Origin of the sequence: Aquimarina spongiae, assembly GCF_900141785.1 — a bacterium.
Lineage (GTDB): Bacteria > Bacteroidota > Bacteroidia > Flavobacteriales > Flavobacteriaceae > Aquimarina > Aquimarina spongiae.
On record NZ_FQYP01000002.1, the window covers coordinates 567,252 to 592,953 of the forward strand.

Annotated in this window: 20 protein-coding genes; 10 read left to right on the top strand and 10 right to left on the bottom strand. The window is 35.6% G+C overall.

All coding sequences use genetic code 11. The features are described from left to right. Positions 1 to 8 precede the first annotated feature (8 nt). The 5 genes from BUE24_RS07320 (at position 9) to BUE24_RS07340 (ending at position 6,750) form a co-directional block, all read left to right on the top strand. Positions 9 to 857 carry an alpha/beta hydrolase family protein gene (locus tag BUE24_RS07320; protein ID WP_073315313.1) on the top strand — a complete coding sequence of 283 codons (849 nt, stop codon included), beginning with the start codon at positions 9 to 11 and terminating at the stop codon, positions 855 to 857. A gap of 30 nt (positions 858 to 887) precedes the next feature. Further along, entirely contained in the window at positions 888 to 1,823 is a 936-nt protein-coding gene (locus BUE24_RS07325) for a threonine ammonia-lyase (RefSeq protein WP_073315314.1), read from the top strand. Positions 1,824 to 1,999: 176 nt separating this feature from the next. After that, positions 2,000 to 2,359 (top strand): BlaI/MecI/CopY family transcriptional regulator, encoded by a 360-nt coding sequence (locus BUE24_RS07330; RefSeq protein ID WP_073315315.1) that lies wholly within the window; start codon positions 2,000 to 2,002, stop codon positions 2,357 to 2,359. Further along, on the top strand, positions 2,359 to 5,112 hold the full coding sequence (locus tag BUE24_RS07335) for a M56 family metallopeptidase (protein WP_073315316.1): 2,754 nt from the start codon (positions 2,359 to 2,361) through the stop codon (positions 5,110 to 5,112). The genes BUE24_RS07330 and BUE24_RS07335 overlap by 1 nt, the downstream gene beginning before the upstream one ends. A 225-nt stretch (positions 5,113 to 5,337) precedes the next feature. After that, the gene (locus BUE24_RS07340; RefSeq protein WP_073315317.1) at positions 5,338 to 6,750 is read left to right on the top strand and encodes a S41 family peptidase; all 1,413 of its coding nucleotides are present in this window, start codon (positions 5,338 to 5,340) and stop codon (positions 6,748 to 6,750) included. Positions 6,751 to 6,834: 84 nt separating this feature from the next. Here the strand turns inward: BUE24_RS07340 and BUE24_RS07345 are convergent, their stop codons facing one another. Both BUE24_RS07345 and gltB read right to left on the bottom strand, forming a co-directional pair. Next, positions 6,835 to 8,298 (bottom strand): glutamate synthase subunit beta, encoded by a 1,464-nt coding sequence (locus BUE24_RS07345; protein WP_073315318.1) that lies wholly within the window; start codon positions 8,296 to 8,298, stop codon positions 6,835 to 6,837. Between the two features lie 12 nt (positions 8,299 to 8,310). Next, positions 8,311 to 12,810, bottom strand: a complete 4,500-nt coding sequence (gene gltB / locus BUE24_RS07350) for a glutamate synthase large subunit (RefSeq protein ID WP_073315319.1) — start codon at positions 12,808 to 12,810, stop codon at positions 8,311 to 8,313. 448 nt (positions 12,811 to 13,258) lie between these two features. Between gltB and BUE24_RS07355 the strand changes: the two genes are divergently transcribed. Further along, entirely contained in the window at positions 13,259 to 13,597 is a 339-nt protein-coding gene (locus tag BUE24_RS07355) for a P-II family nitrogen regulator (protein WP_073315320.1), read from the top strand. Positions 13,598 to 13,649: 52 nt separating this feature from the next. Next, positions 13,650 to 14,930, top strand: coding sequence for an ammonium transporter (locus BUE24_RS07360; RefSeq protein ID WP_073315321.1), 1,281 nt, complete (start codon positions 13,650 to 13,652; stop codon positions 14,928 to 14,930). Positions 14,931 to 15,010: 80 nt separating this feature from the next. Here the strand turns inward: BUE24_RS07360 and BUE24_RS07365 are convergent, their stop codons facing one another. Then, entirely contained in the window at positions 15,011 to 15,349 is a 339-nt protein-coding gene (locus BUE24_RS07365; RefSeq protein ID WP_073315322.1) for a DUF4870 domain-containing protein, read from the bottom strand. Positions 15,350 to 15,517: 168 nt separating this feature from the next. After that, positions 15,518 to 17,959, bottom strand: a complete 2,442-nt coding sequence (locus BUE24_RS07370; RefSeq protein WP_084549437.1) for a trypsin-like peptidase domain-containing protein — start codon at positions 17,957 to 17,959, stop codon at positions 15,518 to 15,520. Positions 17,960 to 18,246: 287 nt separating this feature from the next. Between BUE24_RS07370 and mnmE the strand changes: the two genes are divergently transcribed. After that, entirely contained in the window at positions 18,247 to 19,638 is a 1,392-nt protein-coding gene (mnmE, locus tag BUE24_RS07375; RefSeq protein WP_073315376.1) for a tRNA uridine-5-carboxymethylaminomethyl(34) synthesis GTPase MnmE, read from the top strand. Positions 19,639 to 19,857: 219 nt separating this feature from the next. Here the strand turns inward: mnmE and BUE24_RS07380 are convergent, their stop codons facing one another. The 4 genes from BUE24_RS07380 to BUE24_RS07400 all read right to left on the bottom strand — a co-directional run bounded on the left by BUE24_RS07380 (position 19,858) and on the right by BUE24_RS07400 (position 22,957). Beyond that, positions 19,858 to 20,493, bottom strand: a complete 636-nt coding sequence (locus BUE24_RS07380; protein WP_139241925.1) for a DUF6624 domain-containing protein — start codon at positions 20,491 to 20,493, stop codon at positions 19,858 to 19,860. Between the two features lie 42 nt (positions 20,494 to 20,535). After that, on the bottom strand, positions 20,536 to 21,516 hold the full coding sequence (gene gwsS, locus BUE24_RS07385) for a grasp-with-spasm system SPASM domain peptide maturase (RefSeq protein WP_073315325.1): 981 nt from the start codon (positions 21,514 to 21,516) through the stop codon (positions 20,536 to 20,538). 176 nt (positions 21,517 to 21,692) lie between these two features. After that, positions 21,693 to 22,697: a grasp-with-spasm system ATP-grasp peptide maturase gene (gene gwsG, locus BUE24_RS07395; RefSeq protein WP_073315327.1), complete on the bottom strand. Its 1,005-nt coding sequence runs from the start codon at positions 22,695 to 22,697 to the stop codon at positions 21,693 to 21,695. A gap of 68 nt (positions 22,698 to 22,765) precedes the next feature. Further along, on the bottom strand, positions 22,766 to 22,957 hold the full coding sequence (locus BUE24_RS07400) for a hypothetical protein (protein WP_073315328.1): 192 nt from the start codon (positions 22,955 to 22,957) through the stop codon (positions 22,766 to 22,768). 840 nt (positions 22,958 to 23,797) lie between these two features. Between BUE24_RS07400 and BUE24_RS07405 the strand changes: the two genes are divergently transcribed. Together BUE24_RS07405 and BUE24_RS07410 are read left to right on the top strand one after the other, a co-directional pair. Next, entirely contained in the window at positions 23,798 to 24,049 is a 252-nt protein-coding gene (locus BUE24_RS07405; protein ID WP_073315329.1) for a type II toxin-antitoxin system ParD family antitoxin, read from the top strand. Beyond that, positions 24,042 to 24,341 (top strand): type II toxin-antitoxin system RelE/ParE family toxin, encoded by a 300-nt coding sequence (locus tag BUE24_RS07410; protein WP_073315330.1) that lies wholly within the window; start codon positions 24,042 to 24,044, stop codon positions 24,339 to 24,341. The genes BUE24_RS07405 and BUE24_RS07410 overlap by 8 nt, the downstream gene beginning before the upstream one ends. A 544-nt stretch (positions 24,342 to 24,885) precedes the next feature. On the opposite strand, the gene BUE24_RS07415 is transcribed toward BUE24_RS07410, so the two are convergent. Both BUE24_RS07415 and BUE24_RS23920 read right to left on the bottom strand, forming a co-directional pair. After that, entirely contained in the window at positions 24,886 to 25,083 is a 198-nt protein-coding gene (locus BUE24_RS07415) for a DUF6588 family protein (RefSeq protein ID WP_073315331.1), read from the bottom strand. Position 25,084: 1 nt separating this feature from the next. After that, positions 25,085 to 25,702 (bottom strand): DUF6588 family protein (locus BUE24_RS23920; RefSeq protein WP_342039419.1); only part of this gene is annotated, 618 nt, incomplete at its 5' end.

Below are 25,702 nucleotides of genomic sequence, written 5' to 3' on the forward strand. Positions count from 1 at the left end.
TCAGATCTATGAAACTCATTCCTGCCACCGATAGTTATCCACTTTCTGCCCAGATTTACAGATCAAATAAGGACGTTTCAAAAAACAAAGTCTTGATCATGAATTCTGCAACGGCGGTGGATAAGAAATTGTATCATCATTATTCGGTATATATGTCAGAAAAAGGGTATGATGTAATCACCTATGATTATAGAGGAATTGCAGCTTCTAGACCCAAAAAGCTAAGAGGGTTTACGACTTCGTTTTTAGAATGGGGGCAACACGATTTTTCTGGAGTAGTTGATTTTGCCTTACGAGAGTTCCCGGGTCAACAACTTTTTGTTTTTGGTCATAGTATCGGAGGAACCATCATTGGTATGACAGAACATTGTAAAAAAATAAGTGGTATCATCAACATAGGAGCTCAAACCGCCTATTATAAGGATTGGGATAAAAAACAGCGACGAAAGATTTATTTTCTTTGGCATGGAGTGTTACCACTAATTACTAAAATAGTTGGTTATTTTCCTGGTAAGAAATTAGGAATGCTAGAAGATGTGCCCAAAGGTGTTATTGACCAATGGCACCAAAGACGTTTACAAGAAGATATGAAAGAGCAACTTGAAGCTAACGGAATCCAATTTTTCTATGATGCTTATCCCAATAAATTGCTAACTTTGGGAGTAGAAGATGATCCTATTGGTACCGAAGCGGCAATCCGAAGAATTCATGATTCTTTTATACAAGCCGATAAACAATTAAAGGTAATTCAACTAAAGGATGTGCCTACCAATAAAATTGGTCATTTTGGTTTTTTCAGCAGGAAATTCAAAGACACCCTCTGGAAAGAAACACTGCATTGGTTTGATGCTATCTAGGAAAACAAATACATAAATACTGCATTGTTAATGACAAAACAAGATCTAAAAGACTGTCATACCAGAATCACACCTTATATTCATAGAACTCCTGTTCTTACTTCTCGATTGCTTAACGAAATTTGTGGAACTTCTATTTTCTTTAAGTGTGAAAACTTTCAGCGTATGGGAGCTTTCAAAATGAGAGGCGCTGCCAATGCTATTCTTCAGCTTACTGCAGCACAACAATCCAAAGGAGTAGTTACCCATTCTTCTGGGAATTTTGCACAAGCTATATCACTTGCAGCCAAAAGTTTGGGGGTAAAAGCTTACATCGTGATGCCTTCTACTGCCCCACAAGTCAAAAAAGATGCTGTAAAAGGATATGGAGGTGAAATCATAGAATGCCCTCCTACCTTACAAGATCGAGAAAATACTTCGATGCAAATCCAAAAAGAAAAAGGAGCTGCTTTTTTACACCCTTCTAATGACCTGGATGTTATTTTGGGGCAAGGTACAGCTGCTCTAGAACTATTAGAAGACCAACAGGATTTGGAATATATCTTTACTCCCGTTGGTGGTGGAGGACTTATTGCAGGTACCGCTCTTGCAGCTCACTTTTTTGGAACTAATTGTAAAGTGATCGGTGGAGAACCTTTTGAGGTAGATGACGCCTATCGATCACTGCAAAGTGGCAAAATTGAAACAAACACCAGTACCAACACCATAGCAGACGGACTTAAAACCCAGTTAGGAGATATTAATTTCCCAATCATACAAAAGCACGTTTCTGAGATTATACGAGTAGAAGAGCAAGAAATCGTGGATGCCATGAAATTGATCTGGGAGCGTATGAAAATAATTATAGAACCTTCTTGCGCGGTACCTTTTGCAGCTTTGCTTAAGGATAAAGAACGTTTTCAAAATAAAAAAATAGGTATTGTACTATCTGGTGGTAATGTGGATTTAAATCACCTCCCTTTTTAAACAATAAGAAGTCTATCAGCTATGCTTTAAGCTTTTATACTTTTTTTAACATTTCTCAAAACTCCCCTATTTTAAGTGGTTTACAGAACCATCTCCTAATTTTTTAGTAGAACTACTAATTAATTAGTTGTAAAACTAATCGATTAGTAGTATGTTTGTGCTATACAATTAGAATTATGCAGAAATTAGCCAAAAGAGAAGAGCAAATTATGCAAAGCCTTTGGAAACTGGAAAAGGCTTTCATCAAGGAAATTATAGCTGAGTTACCCAATCCCAAACCTCACTATAATACAACCGCGACCATTGTAAAAATTCTTGAAGAAAAAGGATTTATCAGTCATGTTGCTTTCGGAAATAGCTTTCAGTACTATCCGCTGATCAGCAAAGACGAATATCAAAAAGAAGTCGTGGGCGATGTAGTTAATAATTATTTTGACAACTCCCCTCTGGCGCTGGTAAAATTCTTTGCCAAAGAAGAAAAAATCAACTCACAAGAATTAGAAGAAATCATACAACTGATCAAAAAGAAAAAATAATGGAAATCGATTATATCATTCATAGTTCTGCCTTGATAGGCCTATCCTATATTATCTATCGCTTTTTCTTATCCAAAGAAACTTTTTACGGATTAAACAGATGGGTTTTACTATCATTGATCATATTATCTTTTACGCTTCCATTAATAAGCGTACCTCAAAGTCTTTCGTTTAAAAAAGCAGCTGATCAGGAAATTAGTCTGTCGTTACCAACAGAATACGCTCAAAGCTCTACCGCTACTGCTCCTTCTACATCAGAAATTAATATCCAAGAAACACAGATTATAACGGAAGATGGGACTTCATTAACAGCTTCGGAAATCTTTATTGACTGGAAATCGATTTTGGTCTACATCTACATCCTTGGTATGATGGTATTTGGAGTACATTTCTTAATTCAATTAGGAGTTTTATTATACCGAATTTTAAGATATCCTACTATCGAAGTGGATGATTATAAAATCATCGAAACCGATAAAAAGCATGCCCCCTACTCTTTCTGGAATCGGATATTTATGAACCCCAGCCAATATCAACCCGACACCTATTTGCAAATCTTAAAACATGAGCAATTACACATTAAAGGAAGACATAGTTTTGATATGTTGCTGGTGGAATTATTAGTCACCCTGCAATGGTTCAATCCTTTTGCATGGTTATATCGCAAAGCCATAGATAACAATCTGGAATATCTTACCGATGACAGTATGTTGAATATCGGTGAAGATAAAGAGACCTATCAAATGAATCTTTTAAAAGTTTCTACCCCAAATATGCCTACAGGTTTGGCAACAAGTTACAATCAATCATTTCTCAAAAAACGAATACTTATGATGAATTCAAAAAAATCAACTGCAAAATCAGGATGGAAATACCTAATCATTGTTCCATTACTGGCGCTAACCGTATTTTCTTTTAATCCGGTACAACCCAATGCGTCTAGCATTACTCATATCGATGAAAACGATATGCCTCCAACAACAGAAACCAACAGCACTGCTTTAGCAAAAAATGACTACACCAGAGGTGTATGGGATGCCGAAGTGGGTGGAGGTAAGTTGTGTGTAATGTACCGAAGCGCTGAACCACTAAAACGCAATTATTGGTCCATTACTCGTTGTTATGACCCCTCATACTTTGCGAATTTCCCGGCAGGAGATCGACAAGAACTAAAAGTAACAGCAGATGCGGGAACCCTTACATACATAGGTCAATTTGACAATAAATTAGGTGACGGAAGATATGTTTTTGAACCTAACGAAGGATTCAAAAAAAACCTAACTTCTTATGGGTTACAAGCAGAGAATCGAGATCTAATGCACTGTTTTCTTACAGGATTTGATAACAAGTACCTGGCGTATCTAAAGGCAGAGAATTTGAACCTCGACCAGGATGATTTCGAAGATATCATTCACAAAGCGCTACCACTTGACAAGTTAAAGTCTTATCGTAAAGATTTGGCACAACTTGGATATAGCCAATATAGTATGGAAGAAATTGCGAAACTCAATCTTTTTGATGTAGATGCCAATTATATCAAATTTGTAAACAACCTCAATGGTAGTAAAGTATCACTAAAGAAAGTAACCAAAGCCAAAATTCATAGTCTTACACCAGAGTTTGTAAAATCGTATGCATCGGCGGGATACGGAAAAATGTCGCTGGATGATTATATGAAATTAAAAATCCACAATGTAACTCCGGATTTTATCACCTCTTTCAAAAAAGCAGGTTATGGTGATATTTCTGTAAAGGATGCAAAGAATCTTAAAATTCATAATGTGACTCCTAAATATGTTTCTTCTTTCAAAAATGCAGGATTCAAAAATGTTTCCTTAAAAGAAGCTAAAGAAATGAAAATCCACAATGTGACTCTGGAGTACATCAATGACTTGAAAAAGCTTGGATATACTAATGTCACTTTGGGAGAAGCAAAAAAACTAAAGATTCATAATATAACACCAGATCTTATCAAAGCATACAAGAAATCCGGTCAGAGCAATCTTAGTTTACAAGAAGTAGTTAAGCTAAAAATACACAATGTAACTCCCGGACAAGTAAAAGGGGCAAAAAACTATTCTTCTGATGGGGATTCTGAATCAAGTTCAACCAACAGTTACGGTAGCAGTCAAGATTTACAAAATACACCAGGTGATTATATCAAGCAGTTCAAGGCCTTAGGGTATGAAGACATCACTATGGATCAAATCATTTCGCTTAAGATTCATAATGTAACCCCAGATTTCATCAAACGATATCATAAAGCGGGATACAAAAACATTCCTTTGGATGATGTGGTTGGATTAAAAATTCATGGAGTCACACCAGAGTTTATAGAAACCTTCAAAAAGGCAGGGTATTCAAACATTTCTTTGGACAAAGCTATGGCACTCAAAATTCATAATGTTTCTCCAGATTCTGCTGCAGAATACAAGAAAATTGGGTACAACAACTTATCTATGGATGACCTGATATCCCTTAAGATTCATAACGTTACTCCAGAGTATATTAAAGAATTTAAACAATCCCGTTTTGGAGATTTACCATTGGACGACATCATGTCCTTCAAAATTCATCGTATTACACCAGAATTTATTAAATCTTTTGAGGATATAGGATATAAAAACCTTTCAGCCGATCAAATTCAATCCTTAAAAATTCACAATGTGAGTCCAGAATTTGTTCAATCCTTAAAGAAAGAAGATCCTAGTATTTCTCTGGATCAAGCTATAAGAATTAAAATCCACTTTTAGTCAAAATTTGTTCATCAATCAAAAAACGAAATCTTACTAATTATTATTCATAGTATTTTAATTAATATCAGTAAGATGGAGTAATTAAGAGGTTTACAATTATTATTTAAGGTTACACTAATAGCAATGAATAGAATATACCGATTAATACTTGTAAGCCTCCTAATGTTATGTATAACTCTCGGGAGAACCCAGAGCTCCTCTATAGTTTATCAACCGGAACAAATGCAGGGTGATTTAAATATTTATAAAACCATACTCACCAAAGCTCATCCAGGTACTTTTACTCACCAAACTACTGAAGAGTTCAATGCAATGATTAATGACATGATGCTTCAAACTTCGAAGCCCATGTCGGCTAAAGCATTTTATAAAATTCTTCTCAAGTTAATTGCAAAAATACATGACGGACATACACAAGCATATACATTTGGTAAATTAGGGAGTATTATTAACAACCAACAAAGGCTCCCATTTCAAGTTTACATAAAAGATGAAAGGATTTATATTCTCAAAAATCTTAGTCAACAAAAAATTACTGAAGGTTCTGAAATACTATCTATTGATAACAATCTTAGTAATAAGATTGTTTTTGAAATCTTGACATATTATTCTTCTGATGGTGAAAGTCACAATGGAATGATGCATTGGCTGGGAGGGCCATACAAATCATTCAACAGAATTTATCCCGAAATATTTAACGAAAAAACCACATACGATCTTGTATATAGAGATTACAAGACCAGGGAAATTACAAAAACCACAATCAAATCTATTTCAAAAGAAGTTTATAGCACTAGAGCATCCAAAAAATACAAATCAGAAACAAGCCCTCAAAAGGCCTTTATGTATCGTATCAATACTGAAGAAAACTACGCTTATATGAAAATAAGCCGTTTTTTTAAAGATAGTTATGAGGAGGAGGAGGATACCTATCCCATTTTTTACAAACAATGTTTCAAAGAAATTCATGACAAAAACATTAAAAACCTAATCATCGATTTGAGAAACAATGGAGGAGGAAAAGCAAGTAATGCCGCTTATTTGCTTCAATATTTTGTAGATAAACCTTTTACTCCAGCTCAAGAGATTACTACTCTAGGGAATGATGAATATTTTTCGCATTTACTTGGGGATACACTCGATTTGGACACCTCTTTTGGTCTAAAACCTAAAAAAGATGGCACTTACCGTGTAACAAACCACGGATTACTTCGTGATTTGATGACCTATTCTCCTATCGAAGACTATTCTTTTAATGGCAAATTAATCGTTTTGATTAACGGAGGTACCTCTTCGGCAGCAGGAATTGCTGCTGGCTTACTGCAAGAATATACTGATGCTGACTTAGTAGGAACAGAAACCTACGGATATGCCGGGATTAGCAATGGTGTCCGGCAAATTTCTGTTAAAGGAAAGTATACCGAAACCGCTATCTACTTACCTTTATTGCATGCAAAGTACGATGTACACGAGCATATTCAAAAAAGATCTGTTGTCCCTGATTATCATATATCACACTCCATTAAAGATAAGATAGAGAAGAACGATGCTATTTTCGAATTTGCATTAATAAACCTATTAAAAGTAACACAAAAAATACCTAGACAAGATACAACCATAAAAACTGAACACTAATTCTCTATGATTCAAAAACAAAGGCCGCTAATCCCATTTTTTAGCGGCCTTTTGATTAACACGTATATTGAATAATTAATCATGTTATATTCTTGGCAGATCTCCATCCCCTTTGAGTGGTAGATTAGAAATCCCCATTAAGTATTTATCTACATGATGCGCAGCCTGTCTCCCTTCAGAAATCGCCCAAACAATCAAAGATTGTCCTCGTCTGCTATCTCCAGCTGCAAAAACTCCTTTTACATTGGTAGCATAGTCTTTTTCTGTAGCCTTAAGATTAGTACGAGCATCCAGATCTACTCCAAGTTGTTCTGCAACAGTAGGCTCAGATCCTGTAAATCCTAATGCTAACAAAGCTAATTCACACTTCCATTCTTTTTCTGTCCCTAACACTTCTTTCAGTGTAAAACGTCCGTTTTGTTTTACCCATTCTACTTCGGTAGTTACCAGACCTTTTAGATTTCCATTTTCATCTCCCAAAAACTCTTTGGTCGAGATACTCCAATGTCTATCCACACCTTCCTGATGCGAAGAACTAGTACGTAATCGCATAGGCCAAAAAGGCCATGGCTGATCGGCAGGACGATCAGTTGTACCTTTACCCATAATTTCAAAATTGGTCACCGAAGTGGCTCCATGGCGCACCGAAGTACCGATACAATCAGATCCCGTATCTCCTCCCCCGATTACGATCACATCTTTACCAGTTGCTAATATTTCTTCGCCTAAATCCTTTATACCATCTACTCTCCTATTGTTTTGAGGTAGAAAGTCCATCGCTTGCACTACTCCTTTCAAGTCCGCTCCTTTGATTGGCAAATTACGTCGTACGGTAGCTCCGGTACATAATACCACTGCATCAAAATCTTCTTTGAGTTGCGAAGCCAAAATATCTTTACCGATTGCGGTATTGGTTTTAAAAACAATTCCTTCTTCTTCAAGAACGGTAACTCGACGATCGATGATGTGCTTTTCCATCTTAAAATCAGGAATTCCATAGCGCAACAATCCACCTACCTTTTCATCTCTTTCAAAAACAGTTACTAAATGTCCTGCTCTATTTAATTGTTGTGCTGCTGCTAATCCTGCGGGACCAGATCCTACTACTGCAATTGTCTTTCCCGTTCTATCCTTTGGCGGATTTGCTTTTATCCATCCATTTTTAAAAGCTTCTTCTGTAATATTTTTCTCGATATTTTCAATCGTTACAGGATCTTCATTAATCCCCAAAACACAAGCTTCCTCACAAGGTGCTGGGCATAACCGTCCTGTAAACTCTGGAAAATTATTTGTCGATTGCAGGATATTGGCTGCTTTCTCCCATTTGCCTCGATATACGGCATCATTAAAATCTGGTATAAGGTTACCCAACGGACATCCACTATGACAGAACGGGATACCGCAATCCATACATCTAGCTCCTTGGTCTTTAAGCTTACTTTCTGGCATAGCCACAGTAAACTCCTTATAGTTTTTAATACGATCTTCTACAGGTTGATACTGTTCAATCTCTCTTTCAAATTCTAAAAATCCAGTTGTCTTTCCCATGTCTACTATCGTTTATGCTTGTGCTAATTTTTCTTCTTCTAATCGTTTTAACGCCTGTTTGTACTCTTCTGGGAAGATTTTGATGAATTTTGGTAATTCGTTCTCCCAATTTTCGAGTATGCTTTGTGCCAATGGACTTAAAGTTGCGTTATAATGGTTCTCGATCAAGGTTTTTAACTCTTCCTTATCCTTAGCTTCTGCTACAGGATCAAGATTCAACGCTTCTTTATTACAATTCTTTTCGAAGGTTTTCTTATCATCATAGATATAAGCAATTCCTCCAGACATTCCTGCTCCAAAGTTTCTTCCAACCTCTCCCAGAATTACAGCAACTCCACCAGTCATGTATTCACAACCGTGATCTCCGATTCCTTCTACAACGGCTTTGGCACCAGAGTTACGTACACAGAAACGCTCTCCTGCTTTTCCATTGATATACACCTCCCCGTCAGTTGCTCCATACAAGGTCACATTACCAGTGATGATGTTCTCCTGAGGAACAATTGTTGCCTCATCGGGTACTTTGATGATCAGTTTTGCTCCTGATAATCCTTTTCCTAGATAATCATTAGTATTTCCGTTGACCACCATGGTCAATCCCTTGGTAGCAAAAGCCCCAAAACTTTGTCCTGCAGAACCGGTAAAATTCAATTTCAACGTATTATCTGGTAACCCTTGAGCTCCGTAGATTTTAGAAATCTCGTTACTCAATATCGCTCCAACAGCACGATCGGTATTACTAATATCAAAGTCTAAAGTCGTTTTCTCTTTACGGAACAAAGCGGGGTGTGCTTGCTCTATAATGTCAAAATCTATCGACTTTCCTAATCCATGGTCCTGGATTTCTGTATTGTAAACTTCTACTCCTTCTGGTGCATCTACCTGATGTAAAATCGGACTAAGATCGATCCCTGCAGCCTTATAATGTTCTACAGCTTTTTTATGATCTAATTTGCTTACTTGCCCTACCATTTCATCTACGGTTCTGAAACCAAGTTGTGCCATGATCTCTCTCAATTCCTGTGCAATGAAATACATATAGTTGACCACATGTTCTGGCTTTCCTTTAAACTTCTTGCGCAGTTCTGGGTTTTGAGTTGCAATCCCTACTGGGCAGGTATTTAAGTGACATACACGCATCATAATACATCCTGATGCTACCAGCGGTGCTGTTGCAAAACCAAATTCCTCTGCACCTAATAGACATGCAATAGCTACGTCCCTTCCTGTTTTTAACTGTCCATCACACTCTACTACTACTCGGCTTCTTAGGTTATTTCCTACCAAAGTTTGTTGCGCTTCGGCAATTCCTAGTTCCCAAGGTAATCCGGCATGTTTTAATGATGTAAGTGGTGATGCTCCTGTACCTCCATCGAATCCTGAAATTAGGATCACGTCGGCTTTTGCTTTGGCTACACCTGCAGCTACGGTACCCACACCCACTTCAGAAACAAGTTTTACATTGATTCTTGCTTCTCTATTGGCGGATTTCAGATCGTATATTAACTGAGATAAATCTTCGATAGAATAGATATCGTGATGCGGAGGTGGTGAGATCAGTCCTACATAAGGTGTAGAATTTCTCGTTTTAGCAATCTCTGGATTTACCTTTGGTCCTGGTAATTGTCCTCCTTCTCCTGGTTTTGCTCCCTGTGCCATTTTGATTTGGATTTCAGCAGCACTGGTAAGATAGTTTGATGAAACTCCAAATCGCCCAGAGGCTACCTGTTTGATCGCACTATTTTTCCAGTCTCCTCCCACATTTTTGTAGAAACGCTCTGGATTCTCTCCTCCTTCTCCCGAATTACTTTTTCCTCCAATTCTGTTCATGGCAATAGCCAAGTTTTCGTGAGCTTCCTTACTAATCGAACCATAAGACATGGCTCCTGTTTTGAAACGCTTTACAATTTCTGTCCAAGGCTCTACCTCATCAATCGGAATAGGATCAAAATTTGAAAACTCTAATAGCCCACGTATGGTCATTAAGTCTTTGGATTGTTTATTGATCAATTCTGCATATTCCTTGTAAGTATTTGGATCATTATCACGTACAGATTTCTGCAATTTGGCAACAGAAAGCGGATTAAACTGATGTTTTTCTCCATTACGTCTCCAACGGTACTGTCCTCCTATTTCAAGATCCAAATTAGCACCAATTTCACGTTCTACGTAGGCTCTCTTATGTCGTTTTGCAATTTCTTTTTCTATTTCATACAATCCAATTCCCTGGATTCTAGTAGCTGTATTCGGGAAGTATTGATCTACCACCTTGGTATTGATACCTATACACTCAAATAGCTGAGAACTACGGTATGAATTCAATGTAGAAATACCAATTTTGTTCATCACTTTCAGCACTCCTTTTCCTACCGCTTTATTGTAATTATTGATGGCTTCTTCAAAGCTAAGATCAGAAATATTGCGCTCTTCGATTTGCTCTCCTATGATTTCATTCACCATATATGGATTAATCGCACTGGCACCATAACCAAATAGCAATGCAAAATGATGTACTTCTCTCGGTTCTGCAGATTCGATGATAATACTTACTTTAGAACGTTGCCCAAGTTTTTGCAACCCACTATTTACGTAAGAACACGCCAACAATGCTGGGATTGGAGCTCTGTGTTTGCTTACATTTCTATCAGACAGTATAATGATATTGGTTCCTTCTTCTATAGCTTCTGAAACGTTGTCTAGCAACTGATCCAAAGCATCTTCTAATCCATTAAGTCCTCTGTTAATGTTGTACAACATAGGAACTGAAGTCACCTTAAACCCTTTATCAGTATAGGTTTTGATCTTATCCAGATCCTCTTTGGATATTACCGGATTTTGAATTTTAAGCTTATTACAATGCTTATCATTGATATCAAAAATATTATGATCAGCTCCAAGAGTAAGGCTGATATCACAAATCAGCTCTTCGCGAATACCATCCAAAGGAGGATTGGTTACCTGCGCAAATAGCTGCTTGAAATAATTGTAAATTAACTGTGGTCTTTCTGAAAGAACAGCAATAGGAGTATCAGATCCCATAGATCCGATAGGCTCCTTACCCAACTGTCCCATTGGAGCAATAATGGTATCTATATCTTCTTGTGTATATCCAAATACTTCTTTACGCTTAGCAATCGTTTCTTCTCCTAAGAATAAAGGACAGTCATTATAAGGTATATCTTTTAAATGTACCAAATTGCTATCCAGCCATTCTCTATACGGGTGTTTGGCGGCGATTTCTTCCTTAACCTCTTCATCATTTACGATTCTACCCTCTTCCATATTTACCAGAAACATCTTTCCTGGTTCTAATCTTCCGTGGTATTCAATATTATCTGGTTTGATATCTACCACACCAGTTTCTGAGGACATGATCACATATCCATTCTTGGTTACCGTATATCGTGAAGGACGTAATCCGTTTCTATCCAAAACCGCTCCTATATAGTTCCCATCAGTAAATGGAATGGAAGCCGGACCATCCCAAGGCTCCATAGCACAAGAATTATATTCGTAAAATGCTTTCTTCGCTTCAGACATGTCGGGGTTTTTCTCCCAGGCCTCGGGCACCATCATCATCATCACCTCTGGTAATGATCTCCCTGTCATTAATAACAACTCTACTACCATATCCATAGAAGCAGAATCTGATTTACCAGGTAACACAACAGGTAATACCTTTTTGATATCATCACCAAACCAATCACTTTGCAACAATTCTTCCCTAGATCGCATTCTGGTAACATTACCTCTTAATGTATTGATCTCTCCATTATGACACATGTATCTGAAAGGTTGAGCCAAATCCCATGTCGGAAATGTATTGGTTGAAAAACGCTGATGCACCAAAGCCAATCTTGTGACTAATTTTGGATCTAATAAGTCTATATAATATAGCTTAATATCCTCAGGCATTAATAACCCTTTAAATATTAATGTCTTTGTAGACAAACTTGGCAGGTAGAAAAATTTGCTCTCCGATAGCTTAGAACCATATATAGTATGTTCCGTAATTTTTCTGGTTGTAAATAGTTTCAGGTTGAAGTCGAAATAACTTTGATCTGCTTTTTCTTTACCTATAAATATTTGCTTTATAAAAGGTTCTGTACTGGCTGCGATCTCCCCCAGATGAATTGGATCTACTGGAACATCTCTCCATCCTAATAAGGTAAGCCCTTGATTCTTTATATTTTCCTCAAAAGTATCGATACAAAATTGTCTTTGGTTTTCTTTCTGAGGTAAAAAGACATTACTCACGGCGTACTCTCCAGCTTCCGGTAATTCAAAACCACAATGTTCTACAAAAAAGTCATGAGGAATATCGATCAAAATTCCCGCACCATCTCCTGTCTTTCCATCGGCACTTACAGCTCCTCGATGTTCTAACTTTTCGAGAATCTCGAGTGCTTTGTGAATGATGTCATTTGATTTTTTTCCTTCTAGGCTACATATAAATCCGGCACCACATGCGTCGTGTTCGAATTCGGGTAGATACATTCCTTGTTTCTTCATAATGTTTCCGACTTAAACGTGTTTCAAGTTCATGAAATTAACAAATCATTAAGGAAAGGAAAAGAAAACCCCTACAATCAACTTCACTTTTCTGGGCTCTCCAAAAAAAGGCCTTTTAGAATAAAATAATCACAAAATAAGGTCCTCAATTTGCGAATTTGATAATGCAGTTTTTTCAATAAAACCCTAATTATTTCAGGGGTTTTCGCAAAATTCTCACCTATTGATTATCAATAATCTTCAATGAAAACGTTTTCGTAAAATTTTCGATTTTTTAAAGTGCAGAATTATCATTTTTCTTAACAAAAAATAAAGACCCCTAATTTTTTAGGGGGTATTTATTTCAAAATGACAAAAATTACGTGTTTACCCCACAAAATTTGGACACAAAAAACAAATTACCATATTTTTGAGCTGAATTTAACATTAATTTTAACTTTTATTCTTTATGAAGAAAATAGAAGCAATCATTAGGAGATCAAAATACCGTGTGGTTAAGGAAGCACTACATGATAAAGGTGTTATGTTTTTCTCATACTGGGATGTAACCGGGGTGGGTCACGAACAAAAAGGAAGTGTGTACAGAGGTATTTCATATAGTACTACAGATATACAAAGAAGATATTTATCAATCGTTGTGAACGATGATTTTGAAGCAGCTACGATTTCTGCCATTCTGGAAGCTGCAAAAACAGGAGAAGTTGGTGATGGAAAAATATTTGTATCAGATGTTCAGGATGCTTACCGAATCCGAACTGGGGAAAAAGGAGGAGATACACTGAGATAAACCTTTGTTAACAACTAAAATCAACTAAAACTTAAAATTAAAATACATATTTATGAACAATATACAACAACAGGAGATACAGACAGCAGTAGACGCTGCTGTAGAGGGGATAAATAACGACCTTGGTATATTGTGGATTCTTATTGCAGCAATATTGGTGTTTTTTATGCAGGCAGGATTCACATTGGTGGAAACTGGATTTACTCGATCAAAAAATGCCGGTAACATCGTAATGAAGAACTTTATGGATCTAAGTGTTGGGTCCTTAATGTTTTGGGTAATTGGATATTCTATCATGTATGGTGGAGACACTGTACTAGGTGGTTTTATGAGAGATCCTTTTGATCTTTCTTTCTTTAGCGAAGATGATTGGCACAATTTATTCTTTCAGACTGTATTCTGTGCTACCGCAGCTACTATTGTATCTGGAGCCGTAGCAGGAAGAACAAAATTCTCTACTTACCTTATTTTCTCTGCAATATTAACTACAATAATTTATCCAATATCAGGAAGCTGGTTATGGCCATTTGATGACAAGGCATGGTTAAACAACTTAGGGTTCATCGATTTTGCTGGATCTACTATCGTGCATGCTGTAGGTGGTTTTGCTGGTCTAGTTGCGGCTAAATTAATCGGTCCAAGAATTGGAAAATATGACAATGGAAAAATTAATGTAATCCCAGGGCATAATATGGTATTGGGTGCTATCGGAGTTTTTATCCTTTGGTTAGGATGGTTCGGATTTAACGGTGGATCTCAATTAGCATTTGGAGGAAGTGATTCTATCGCAGTTGGTAGTGTGATCATTAACACCAACCTTGCCGCTGCACTAGGAGCTATTACCGCATTATTCTTTACCTGGTTAAAATATGGTAAGCCAGATATCTCAATGACATTAAACGGATGTTTAGCAGGATTAGTAGGTATTACTGCAGGTTGTGGAAACGTAAGCGCTGTTGGAGCTGCTGCTATCGGAATTATTTCTGGACTCGTAGTGGTATTATCCATCGAGTTTATTGACAAAAAATTACGTATCGATGATCCTGTAGGTGCCATTTCTGTACACGGTGTTTGTGGTTTCTTAGGAACTGTACTTGTTGGAGTATTTGCAATACCAGGAGAAGATTTTGCCGGAGGTTTATTATACGGTGGTGGATTCAAGCAACTGGGTGTACAAGCTCTAGGTTCTCTTTCTATGATTGGATGGGCTGTATTGGCTAGTTTCGTAGTGTTATTTATATTGAAAAAAACAATCGGTTTACGAGTTTCTGAAAAAGAAGAAATTGATGGTCTTGATATACACGAGCATGGTATCAGTGCATATGGAGATTAAACTCATGTAGAGTAACCAAACAACACTAACCGCAAAGGTGTTTCTATATAAAAAAGGGCAGTTTAACACTGCCCTTTTTGTTATTTAATGATTTGCATAGACAACGGATAAGATGGTGCCTCTCCATTGCTCGCTTTGATCGCATTAATGATCGGAAATACCAAATACAACACTGCTATTAACAGCAATCCTAATATACCCAACCCAAATAAGAAAATAAGCGGAATACAAATAATCGCATAGATAAACATACTTATCTGGAAGTTCATAATGGATTTTCCATGCTCATCCATTGCCAAGACTCGTTCTCTTTGAGTTAACCATAAAATTAATGGTACCAAAAAACCACCGAATCCCGTAATAACATCTAACAATTGTGATAGGTGTGTGATCACTAATAATGATTTGTCTTGTCTCATGATTTTGTTTTTTTGATTGATTGATGAATAATTTTGCTAATATTATTAGCAATTATACTTATATGACGATTTTATTTGCAATTTGTTACACTAAAACGCTAAAAAACAAAAAAGCATCTCAAAATTAATTGAGATGCTTTTCCAAAATTTAATGCCCTACTTAATTGCCTAGTTTATAATTATTTTTTGGATTATCGATTCATTGTTTACATCCAGTTTAATCATGTAGATACCATGACCCAAAGACAAGCTTCGTGTTGAAATTCTGTTTTCACCAGGTTGCAAGGTGATTTGTGCCTGTTGTCTTCCTAGGATATCATACACAAAAGCCTGTGTTGTCCCTTTCGCAAAACCGTTCAAGTAAATAGAAAACACATCTTTTACCGGGTTTGGAGAAATACGAAGTCCAATCAAACTTCCTTCGTCTTCAGTACCTAAAATAGGAGTTACATTTTCTAAAGTAGTTACACGTTCTGCATTGGCCGACTGTCCGCAAGATCCTTCATAAATTCTCACATTAGAGAACGTAGAGTTATTTCCAGATCCTCCATCATTGTCATTAATAAATACTAATCGATCCATACTACCTGTGTAGAAATTACCTACAGGGATCACATAGTTGGTCGTTCCTCCCGAGTAATTATCATAGTTGGTCAATCCATAGTTTTGTGTACCATGTACTTTGAAATATCTTGCAGGCGTTAAGCCATTGTCGTCTTCGAAACCAACTCCATGAATTTCTCCTTGTCCAGAACTACTGAATTGAAATTCGATAACTGTATTTGGAGTTACCGTGTAATTGTAAGCAATAAACTTCCAGGTATTATTAGTTAGCGTTAAAGATGTGCCTCCATTTCCTATAGAAGAATTACCAGCAGCATCCTGGTTAGAGAATGAAGTAATACTAAAATCATTGAAGTCTAAAGCAGTACATGTTGGTGGTGGAGTTCCCGAACCGTTTTGAATACTTACATCGTCTATAGCAATATCACTTTGCCATCCGCTACCTCCAGAACCAGTAACTACATTAAATCGTAATTGTACACTACTCTGTCCTGCATAAGCGGATAGATCTACATTGGCACTATTCCAGTTGGATCCTTGTTCTCCTGATCTGCTAAACACGCTTGCCCAGCTTCCAGAATTATTAGTTCGCGCCTCTACAGTTAAACTATTAATGGCACTACCTAACATATGATATTGGAAGGTAAGTGTAGGCTCTGATAAGGAACCAAAATTTAAACATGGAGAGTTAAGGATAGCTCTTTTGTTTGGATATCCCGTACCATTACCAGAAGCCTCAACATATAGATAGAAACTACCATCTGCTGCACTACCAGGCCCGGTACCATTAGAAGGAGTCCCTCCAGAGTTTCTACTCCAGTTCAAATCATCACCAGAAGTCGCTTGAGACCATTGCCCCAGGCTAGATTCAAAACTTTCTGCAAACGGGAATGAGCTAACGTCACCACTACAATCTTCATTTGGTGGTGGAGGTGGTGTACTACCAAGTCCCATGGCATCCCAAAATGCAGGAATGGTAGCTCTTTCTCCAGAGTTAGATCCTCCCGATCCAGAACAACCTCCATAGGCGTGTACTCCTACTGCGTTACCTGTAGCTTCATCAATAATTGGACTCCCTGAATTTCCTCCGGTAGTATCTGCCCGGTAACGCACAAAAGTGTTATTAACAGAAGAAAGCGGTCCAGAATGGGTTTGCTGTGTTTGATTATCGATTCCTGTATCAGTTCCAAAACCAGTAATTCTAATCGTATTTCCAGGAGCCGACTGAACCACATTGAATGATTTTCCTTGCGCCTGGATTGGTGTAAGTCCTGTTTGTGTATTAGCGCTTGCTGTAAAAACAGCCCAGTCATTCGCCTGGCTTGGGCTATTAGGATAAGGTGAAACAAAGTTTCCGATAGGATATTGGTCTTCTGGTCCAGGGTGAACAATCGTTCTATCTGGATTTGATTTTGGAACATTAAATTCTATGATCTGTGCTCTGCTCCCTACACAATGTCCAGCAGTTACCAGACGACCATTGGTGATGATCCATCCAGTACACCCTATAGGAACTATTCTACCAATAGCATCGTCTGTAGAGTCGATACGATCATCATTAGATCCACATTGGGACTTGGTGTTTGGATCTTCAATTCCAATTCCCAGTTCTTTGATACTAAGCCCAATCGACTTTTCTCCTGCAGCAACAGATAATCGCAAAGTAATTTTGTCTCCATTAAAGTAAGCACTAGTGTTTTTCCAATCTCCGATAGTGGCTGAAGTTAAGGTTTGAGAAGCTCCATCGAGTGCCGATGTAATAGTAAGCGTACTATTTTGTCCAAGATTTACATCTTTAAAAAATAATCGCAACCAAGTAGCACCTGGTTCGGCTATGGTTTTTGTTAAAATTTCTGTATTACTTTTTCCAATTGCATTTGTAGACCATAAAGACACGTTAACATCCTGATATCTGGTCGGTAGAGGGTCAGTTTGTCCCCAATGGATAAGGGGCATTAACATAAATACTGTGCAAATCCATATTCCTAGTGTGGATAAGGAATACTTCTTCGTAACGTGAGTTGAGTTTGTGTTGTGTAAATTCATACGAATAAGAATTATTTATTAATTGGTTAGACATTAAATTTAGTTGTTAGGTTTATGGATGGTTAATCCACTTGTCTTCCAATTACTATTCGTTATCACAACAATAACTACTCAATATTTTTATTACTTTTTGTCCCGAACACTGATTACAAAAGGCATACAATCAATACCATCATTTTCAGTGACCTACAAGATAGAAAAGAAAAACAACTCTTCAAAAAAAGTTTAACAATGCGTGTTTAAAGTGAGTAGATTAATGGCTATTTTTGCGCTTTCAGTACATTGCTATGATTTCACAAGATACTATAGTCGCACTAGCTACTCCTTCGGGAAGCGGTGCTATAGCCATAATTCGAGTTTCGGGAAAAGATGCGATATCGATTTGTTCTCCTTTGTTTAGATCCATAAGTGGAAAAGAACTGAGCAAACAAAAAAGCCATACCATCCATTTAGGACATATTGTGGATCAGGAACGAGTTCTTGATGAAGTTTTGGTATCTATTTTTAAAGGAACAAATTCGTATACCGGCGAACCTACCATAGAAATTTCTTGTCATGGTTCAACATACATCCAACAGGAAATTATCCAGCTATTACTACGTAAAGGATGCCGTATGGCTGATGCAGGTGAATTTACGTTACGCGCGTTTATCAATGGAAAATTAGATTTATCCCAAGCGGAAGCGGTGGCCGATCTGATCGCATCAGATTCTGAAGCTTCCCACCAAATCGCCATGCAGCAAATGAGAGGAGGATTCTCTAACGAGATCAAAAAACTACGTGATGAATTACTCAATTTTGCTTCTCTAATCGAACTAGAGCTTGATTTTGCTGAAGAAGATGTAGAGTTTGCAGACCGCACACAATTCAAGGATTTGATTGCACGCATCACAAAAGTGTTGAAGCGATTAATCGATTCTTTTGCAGTAGGTAATGTGATCAAAAATGGAATCCCTGTAGCCATCGTGGGAGAACCGAATGTTGGTAAGTCTACCCTTCTAAATGCACTGCTGAATGAAGAAAGAGCCATTGTATCTGATATTGCGGGTACCACCAGAGATACCATCGAAGATGAAATTAATATTGGAGGTATCGGATTTCGATTTATTGATACCGCAGGAATACGAGATACCAAAGATGTAGTAGAAAGTATTGGTATACAAAAGACTTTTGAAAAGATTGATCAGGCCCAGGTAGTCATTTATCTGATTGACAGCTCTCTGCTCACTCCCGAGAGTTTGATTGAACTAAAAACAGAAATCGGTAAGATCAAAAACAAATATCCGCAAAAACCTTTGGTTATTGTGGCTAACAAGGTAGACAAACTAAAAAAAGATCAGATTGACCATTTGGTTACAGAAATTGAAAATATCCATTTGTTATCTGCAAAATCTGGTTTAGGAGTTGAAGGTTTACAAAACAAACTTTTGGATTTTGTGAATACCGGTGCACTTCGCAATAACGAAACCATTGTGACCAATACCAGACATTATGATGCCCTATTAAAGGCTCTGGAGGAGATCCAAAAAGTACAATACGGATTAGACTCTGGATTATCGGGTGATCTTATGGCGATTGATATTCGTCAGGCCTTATATCACTTTGGAGAAATCACTGGAGAAATCTCCAGTGATGACTTACTAGGTAATATTTTTGCGAACTTCTGTATCGGCAAATAGATTTTCTTGCCTTTAGTATACTTTTGTTTTCCTTTGTTTGACCTTTTACCAAAAAGTAACATTTATTTTTGACTTTTATAGATCTTTTCTTTATTACTAGTGTTCGCTCGGATCATATCTTCACTAGTTGTTCTCATATTTTTTAACTCTTTCAGCAGTTTGATTCTTATTTTCTTAGTCTCGGGAATACATAGTATAATTACTACTAAAAAAAGAACCTTATTTAGCTGAATCAAACAAGGTATCCTTGGCAAATAGCCTTACCTCTTGATCAAAATTCAAACTATATCGTTTTACATATTCTTCAATCCTTCCTAACCCCATCTTATTTCTTCTTTCATTTATTTTATCCGGGTTAACTACTGGATACAGATGTCCGTTTTGAATCTGTGTTCCATATATTTGTGGATATTTAATCCATAACAAAAATTTGTCTTGATAATACGCCAGTCTTGCTTTTTCAACAACACCTAAATCAACTAAGTTTTTGAAATTTTTGTAATAGTGTGCTTTATAGGTAGCTGGTGCATGTTGAAGCACTAGGAAAATTCCCTCTTTAGCATTTTCGGTCAGAATATCCTTTTTAGAAGGGAAACCACAACTCTCAACCATAGATACAAATTTTTGAAGATTTTGCCTGTCTATTTCTACAAAACTGCCATTACCGTTATTTCTAATTTCCTGATCTGCATTAAAAATCTCTGTCAATATACCATTAACATCATCACAATTTATACCTAACAATTCTATGTTAGGTAAAGGATTTTCTCTTTTGTAAGAATTCATCAATTCGTCGATCTGTGTTGTATATTCTTGATTATCATTTTCTTTATTACAAGAAAAAAATAGCATCATTAGAAATATTATTGTAAAAGTCGTTTTCATAATACAACAACATTAGAGGTCAAAATCACAATAATGAACCTTATAATACTTGTCATCTCTTTTTTGTATTTCAGAATTACTAAGGCACATATATCGAAATTGACATTCTTTACATTTTTCTATTATATCATTTTTTATTGACCACTGAAATTGAAATTTTTTTGTAGTTATTACATCCGAAAGTCGTTTTTCTTTAACATTTCCATAGCTATAACTATGGTTTATATAGTTTTTAATATTCCCCGAGGAATCTACACATACTTTTTTATTCAAACCTACATTATAGTTTTTGGCTTCACAAAAAAACCTGGTATCACAATGTAAAAACCTCAAATCATAAATTTCCTCGGTTTCAAAATTTACCATTTGTTTAGTAAAATGTATAGATCTATTAGAAAATAAAAGTTTCTCATCTCTATTAGCCGAATGAATTACGATTTTAACTCTAAGATTGGTCAACAAAACGTGTTTTAATTTTTCCAAATCAATATCCTTATCAAAAGGTAAAAACAATTCAATTAATTCAAAACTACTGTCATTATATTTATCCATTAAACTTAAAACATCATCAAAATTTGATGAATCACAAATTCTTATTTGAATAGTTTGACACCCTAGCTCTTGCAATTCTTGCATTAGGTTATTCAATGAAAAATCACTATTTCTGTCCAGACAAATAACTGAAGACATGATTTTGTTAGGAATCTTAAAATCAACTTCCATTTCTGGAAAATTGTTTGGCTCTTGGGTTAAATAACCATACTCTTCCTCGGTCAAAAAATTGATATATTTTTCGATACCTTCATCATATCTATGATTAAATTTTTCTTTTAACTCTTTTATAGTCAGATTTCTTAAATCAGAACTTAAGACTTCATATAATAAATTGGGGATTTGTAAATATTCTCTTCTTTGTAGGTCCATAATGATACTATAGGAATTCCCTTTAACTAATCTACAACACTCAAATAATAAAAAGTAGTATTCATTCATTTAATAAAATGATATTTGAGTTGCATTTATAAAAACTTCCTACTTGAATTTTCCCATTATGTATTGCTGAATGAACCAAGTTTATTCTTTCATTGCTGTTTTTTTCTTCTTTTATTAAAAACTGAAAATTGGCAGGAATTAAGTCATTTACTACAAATTTTAAATAGTTGTCTTTTTCACTTCTCATCAGATAAATACTTAAATATTTTATAGTCTAAATTAAAGTTACATTTTTCTGAAATAAACCCATATTGTCCAACGGGGTTTACTTCCAAAAATATATACTCCCCATTTTGAGCTCTTATAATATCTATAGAACCTGTATTCAATTTTAACATTACCATTAGTTCGGTCAATTTATTTTCAATGTCTTTGAGCAATTTGTAAGGCACAATTCGATTCGGCTTTGTAGAATCATAGTTTCTAAAATCAATTTGAGTTTTTGAATTCTTTTGACTGAAAATACAAGAACTATAAAATTCCCCATCTAAATAAAAACAACGGATTTCATACATTTTTTTAATATGCTCTTGAAAAATAGATGGTCCAAAAGCGTCTGGTATTTTCTCAATTTTATCAATCAAAACGGTTTTATTAGAAATCCAGAAATTATCATTTTCTGGAATATACCTAAAAGCTTCGTGTAAGGCTTTACGTATGATAGATTGATTGTTTACAAGAAAAAATTCGACGACATCATTTTTTGAGTTCGTGATTATTGTATTTGGGATTAGCAAACCTGTTTTTTTAGCCAACTCTAATGTAAAAGGTTTATTTAAACCTGTAACAAAATATGAACCTAAGCACCTGTTACAAAACTTAGTAACAAAAAAATCCTTAAAAATCTTATAATTAAACCCAATGCTTCTTAAGATTTCTAAATCTGGAAACAAAAACTCTTCCCCCTCTATATCTACAGTAATATCATCAACCGCATTGTAAGGTCTTCTAAACCATAATGAAGTGATGTTTTCTTCATCTTCCTCGTTGCTAAAATTTATTTGACTTTCGCTTTCTTTATCTAGATGAATGCTGAATTTTCTGTTATTAAACTCGAATGAATTATGTCCCGTAAAAGATGTTTTCCCATTATATCTTTTTACACGTCTGTTTTTATATATAAACCAATTCATTACATGATTAGTGGAAAGATCCACTTCTTCAGAAAAGATTATTGTCATACTCTTATCAATCCCATTTTTTCATTCAATCAAAAGAGGCAGAACTTTGCCCCTTTTGGTTTTAAAAGTTAGCAATCGTACCATATTGGCCCGGTAAAAGGAGTGGAACTATCACATCTCGAATAATCATCAGAACCATTAGAATCCTGTGTGCAGATAGTTTTCGTTGATTCTTCTCCTTCAGTTCCGCCCGTAACAGTTACTTTGTTAGAAATTTCTTGATCTTTGAATGCTAACAGAAGTGAATCTTGTTTTTTCATCTTAAATTGATTTTAAATTTTACCTACTCTAATATTTGGGTTTTCGGTTACCCCCATTATCGTGCAACTATTCTTTTATATCGTTTGAGCTTTCAATCTTTTCTACAACGATACTTAAGTATTTAAATCAAGGCTAGCATAAGTAACTCATAACCAAATGCTTTTTTCATATAAGTTGTTTTTTTAGTATCACCTCTATACTATTTTAAGTTTCATTTTTTTCAAGAATTTCTCCCAAAAAAAGTGCTAATACTGATTATATACGGGACATAAAAAGGCATTGCGGGGATATTGGAAAGCTAGAAATAGAAAATTTCCAATAGGAATTATATAAAAATATCTGGGAACAACCTCAAGAAATTTATCGAGGTAATAAATTATTCAATAAGGATCATAAAGACCTTCTGTTGGTTTAAAAAAGCCTTCCATTAGGCGCTACATCATTAAGTGGTGTGCAAATCCCTGATTTAATTTTAAGATATGTTTTGCATAAGGAGTAAATTATTGATTTGGCCAATAGGTTACTATCGTCTAAGAGCTGCAAAAAATCCATAAAAGTAATTGGGTGATATTATAAATGCGCTCATAAATAAATATTCCCTATCTCATTCTAAGGCACGAAACTCTCACTGAGATTTTACTTACTTTGATTAAGTCTTTGTCTTTTTCATTCTCCTAATTCTATTTTTATTAGGTCTCGCTTTTTACTTTTTACTGGAGATTATTAGTTTTATAATATCAAGTATAGTATCATTGAAGTAATTAAACAAACATGTTGCAGATAAACGTTAAATTTGTATTTTTACCAATTTTTGGTATTTTTGAAATAAATTTATAAAAATGAGTAAAAACACATCAATATCACTAGGGAATTATTTTGACCAGTTTATTCAGAGTAGAATACGTGAAGGTCGGTTTAAGAATGTAAGTGAAGTAATTCGTGCAGGATTAAGGCTTTTAGAAGAAGAAGAAAGTAAAGCCGTAGCCTTGAAGAATGCCATTCAAGAAGGAATTGATAGTGGAATTGCTCACGATTTTAATCCAACAGAACATCTTAAATCTCTAAAATCAAAAAAACAATCGAATGGCTAAATTCAAACTGACCTATAAAGCAGTTGAGGATTTATCAAAGATTTGGGATTATACTTTTAAGGTTTGGTCAGAAAAACAAGCTGACAAATATTATGAAATGTTGATTTCTAATTGTCAAGAAATAGCTAATAATCCAGATTTAGGAAAGAACTACAATGGAATTACTAACAATCTCTTTGGAACAAAAGCAAATCGACATATCATTTTCTATAGAACTGTCAATGAAAATTATATAGAAATCACAAGGATTTTGCACGAAAGAATGGATCTGAAGAAACGGATGCTTGAATAAAACCACCCACAACAATTCGTTCATTACACTTGCAGAATTAGCCCGTTAAAAATAAAGTGCCAAAAATGTTGTGAACAATTAAAAACAACATTCCAAATTCTATAACTGATAATAAAAAATGAATATTTTAAAGCCATTATACCATTCCAACTAATCAATAGAATTGAACACACGAAATCAAGAACCCATAAAAAGGGAAAATCAAAACACTCTGAAAAAATGCTTTATGGATATAATTGCCTGAGAAATTGCACATTTGGTATCGTTGATTATATTGTCCTGGATGGTTTTATTTTGTATAATAAACAAATTATTTGTTGCCACAGCAGTGTTTCAAAAGAAATGCTTGATAAATTGAAGTAAAATTTAATGTTATCCAAATTGAGCATAAATTGCAATATACTTGTATGGAGATAAAGGATATTCAAATACACATAAAATCATAGAATTTTTTATTTAAAAAAAACTCTATGATTTTATGTGTATTTATCTATTAAGAAACAAATTGTAGAACTCTACAATAAATTAAATGATCAACTAATTATTACAAACCAAAATTAAGACCGAAAGATAATCCGCTATACTCAGCTAGCGTATAATCTAAATTCATACGGAAAAATCCTAATGTAAGCTTGGCCCCTAAAGTACCACGAACGCCAGAGATCTTACTTTCTACTGAAAAAGGATCTGTAATCTCTTCTTCTGAAATTACACCAGATTGTACCCTATATGTCCCAAGCAAATCAGTGGTCGAAGTTCCTGAAAAGATATCCTATTCCACCATAAAAATTGAAAACGGGCATTTTTGTGGCTCCAATCACTTGAAATAACAAGGTATTGGTGTTATTTTCAAATCGCTGATTTTCTCCGTCTACAATGTTGGTATCTGTAAAATCATAACTACCATCCAAATGAGTATAAGCTATTAAGCCAGAAATAGCAACAGGAAAAACCTTATCTGCAGGTAACCAAGATGTAAACTCATGTTGTAGACCAAAACCGTAAAAACCTACTTTGGCGTCGCTGGTGTTTATTTTTGGGAAGAATCTTGCCTTTATCTCCGTTCCTTTTAAAGGAGCAAAACTAGCTTGTAAAAAAGCAGTAGGAACAAAATTAATATTTGATTCTCCTAAACCTGTTGGTAATTCAAATTCTGCATCCTGTGGTGGTATTAAAGGCACTGAGCTTTCCCCTTCAACAACCACGACGATTCCTTCTATGTCTCCAAAAGCAGTAGCAACTTCTTTTTGCAAGCTCCCGTCCCTAAATTGTAGATTTTCATATTGAGAAGTATCTAAAACAAAAGACTTGTTATCATCTCCCACAAAGGCAGCGTTGGCAACTATTGAAATCTCAAAGCC

Excerpts from the sequence above, each read along its gene's own strand:
- BUE24_RS07340 (WP_073315317.1), top strand. The coding sequence starts at position 5,338 with ATGCAGGGTGATTTAAATATTTATAAAACCATACTCACCAAAGCTCAT.
- BUE24_RS07380 (WP_139241925.1), bottom strand. The coding sequence starts at position 20,493 with ATGATGCTATTTTTTTCTTGTAATAAAGAAAATGATAATCAAGAATAT.
- BUE24_RS07400 (WP_073315328.1), bottom strand. The coding sequence starts at position 22,957 with ATGAAAAAACAAGATTCACTTCTGTTAGCATTCAAAGATCAAGAAATT.
- BUE24_RS07370 (WP_084549437.1), bottom strand. The coding sequence starts at position 17,959 with ATGAATTTACACAACACAAACTCAACTCACGTTACGAAGAAGTATTCC.
- BUE24_RS07410 (WP_073315330.1), top strand. The coding sequence starts at position 24,042 with ATGGCTAAATTCAAACTGACCTATAAAGCAGTTGAGGATTTATCAAAG.
- mnmE (WP_073315376.1), top strand. The coding sequence starts at position 18,247 with ATGATTTCACAAGATACTATAGTCGCACTAGCTACTCCTTCGGGAAGC.
- BUE24_RS07345 (WP_073315318.1), bottom strand. The coding sequence starts at position 8,298 with ATGGGAAAGACAACTGGATTTTTAGAATTTGAAAGAGAGATTGAACAG.
- BUE24_RS07360 (WP_073315321.1), top strand. The coding sequence starts at position 13,650 with ATGAACAATATACAACAACAGGAGATACAGACAGCAGTAGACGCTGCT.
- BUE24_RS07365 (WP_073315322.1), bottom strand. The coding sequence starts at position 15,349 with ATGAGACAAGACAAATCATTATTAGTGATCACACACCTATCACAATTG.
- BUE24_RS07330 (WP_073315315.1), top strand. The coding sequence starts at position 2,000 with ATGCAGAAATTAGCCAAAAGAGAAGAGCAAATTATGCAAAGCCTTTGG.
- BUE24_RS07355 (WP_073315320.1), top strand. The coding sequence starts at position 13,259 with ATGAAGAAAATAGAAGCAATCATTAGGAGATCAAAATACCGTGTGGTT.
- BUE24_RS07405 (WP_073315329.1), top strand. The coding sequence starts at position 23,798 with ATGAGTAAAAACACATCAATATCACTAGGGAATTATTTTGACCAGTTT.
- gwsS (WP_073315325.1), bottom strand. The coding sequence starts at position 21,516 with ATGAATGAATACTACTTTTTATTATTTGAGTGTTGTAGATTAGTTAAA.
- BUE24_RS07325 (WP_073315314.1), top strand. The coding sequence starts at position 888 with ATGACAAAACAAGATCTAAAAGACTGTCATACCAGAATCACACCTTAT.
- BUE24_RS07335 (WP_073315316.1), top strand. The coding sequence starts at position 2,359 with ATGGAAATCGATTATATCATTCATAGTTCTGCCTTGATAGGCCTATCC.
- gwsG (WP_073315327.1), bottom strand. The coding sequence starts at position 22,697 with ATGACAATAATCTTTTCTGAAGAAGTGGATCTTTCCACTAATCATGTA.
- BUE24_RS07320 (WP_073315313.1), top strand. The coding sequence starts at position 9 with ATGAAACTCATTCCTGCCACCGATAGTTATCCACTTTCTGCCCAGATT.
- gltB (WP_073315319.1), bottom strand. The coding sequence starts at position 12,810 with ATGAAGAAACAAGGAATGTATCTACCCGAATTCGAACACGACGCATGT.